The organism is Gilliamella sp. B2824, assembly GCF_026536245.1.
Lineage (GTDB): Bacteria > Pseudomonadota > Gammaproteobacteria > Enterobacterales > Orbaceae > Gilliamella.
This window is the reverse complement of the sequence record NZ_JAFNON010000035.1, coordinates 1-1,177: the sequence shown is the minus strand read 5'-3', so window position 1 is coordinate 1,177 and position 1,177 is coordinate 1. Positions and strand designations below refer to the sequence as shown.

The following is a 1,177-nucleotide window of genomic DNA, read 5'->3' as shown; positions in this document are numbered from 1 at the left end:
TCTGCCTTTTGAACCTCTTTATCATCACCAAATTTGCTTAGAAACTCTTTTAAATAACATAAATTATTGGTTTTATTACTATTAAGATTTGTTAATTCACAAAGCTTTATTGCTGAAGTTTCGGCGACTAATTCATCTCGTTTGAAAAAATTTATTGTTTGCACAGGTGTTGTGGGTGTTCGTCCCAATTCCCGACTGGTTGAGTGTCCGATTTCATGGAAGATATCATTATAGTATGCTTCAGCAGTCTCATACTGGGATTTATCGGGCATGTGGATAGTATGTGATTTAGCATTATAACGAGGATTTGATGCGCTGTTATGTAACACCTTAACCGCCTGACTTGCTATAAATTGCTCGACTTTTAAATTTTCCTGCCACTGTTTTTCCGGCTTAATTGCTGGTGGAAGTTTATCAAAGGAGGCTTTATCCAGCTGCTCTACATTATAAAATTTAATATTTTCATAATACTCATTATCTTTATATAAATCACTTTTAAAAAAGTTATCTTTCTCATCCTGCTTTATCTGTAGATTATGAGTTTGTATTTCATGCTCAGTTAACCAACGGGTCTCTGAAAAACCCTTTTGATGTCCATATTTATATAATCGTTCTGCCTGATACACTTCTTGGGTATAGGGGCTCCTAGGATAGTTTGCATTGGTTTGTGTAAAGTTCGAAATCCCTTGACTATTAACTTGCTGTATCTGCTCGAAAAGCCGATTAATATTGTCTGCTGTCATATTTACATCTCGATAAGCCAAATTAACTCTAAATCTTCTTTTGTATAATCCCTGACAAAATCTAATCCTACGATTTTTTCATAATAGTCATTGATTTTAATCCAATCTTCATCATAAAAAGCTAAACTATCTTTATATTTTTCATAAATGTAAGACGTTAATTCATTGAGTTCTTGCAGATAGTTGTCATGTTGTTCTTGTGTAATTAAATTCACCGCTAATGCGTGTCTAAATTCATTTTTCATGGTACTTTCAATTGTTTCCACTCGTTCTTTTTGGTCTCGCATACAGCACTCCTTAGGTAGTTTTGGTGATATTGACGGCTGAATTATAACCAAATTTTTTGGGGCGTCCAAGCGGAAAGGCTCGCTATGCGTTCCTTTCCACCTGCACTAAAGGATAAAATTGGGTGGGTTGTCAATAGGTCACTGCGT

At 35.0% G+C, this 1,177-nt stretch carries 2 protein-coding genes; both read right to left on the bottom strand.

Features of this window, described 5'->3' with window-relative positions; translation table 11 throughout:
* On the bottom strand, positions 1–743 hold a 743-nt coding region (locus J3U56_RS11985; RefSeq protein WP_267367949.1), incomplete at its 3' end, for a zincin-like metallopeptidase domain-containing protein.
* A gap of 2 nt (positions 744–745) precedes the next feature.
* The gene (locus J3U56_RS11980) at positions 746–1,030 is read right to left on the bottom strand and encodes a hypothetical protein (RefSeq protein ID WP_267367946.1); all 285 of its coding nucleotides are present in this window, start codon (positions 1,028–1,030) and stop codon (positions 746–748) included.
* Between the last annotated feature and the right edge of the window lie 147 nt (positions 1,031–1,177).

Bases quoted from the DNA above. Each gene is read 5' to 3' on its own strand.
- J3U56_RS11980 (WP_267367946.1), bottom strand. From the start codon at position 1,030: ATGCGAGACCAAAAAGAACGAGTGGAAACAATTGAAAGTACCATGAAA.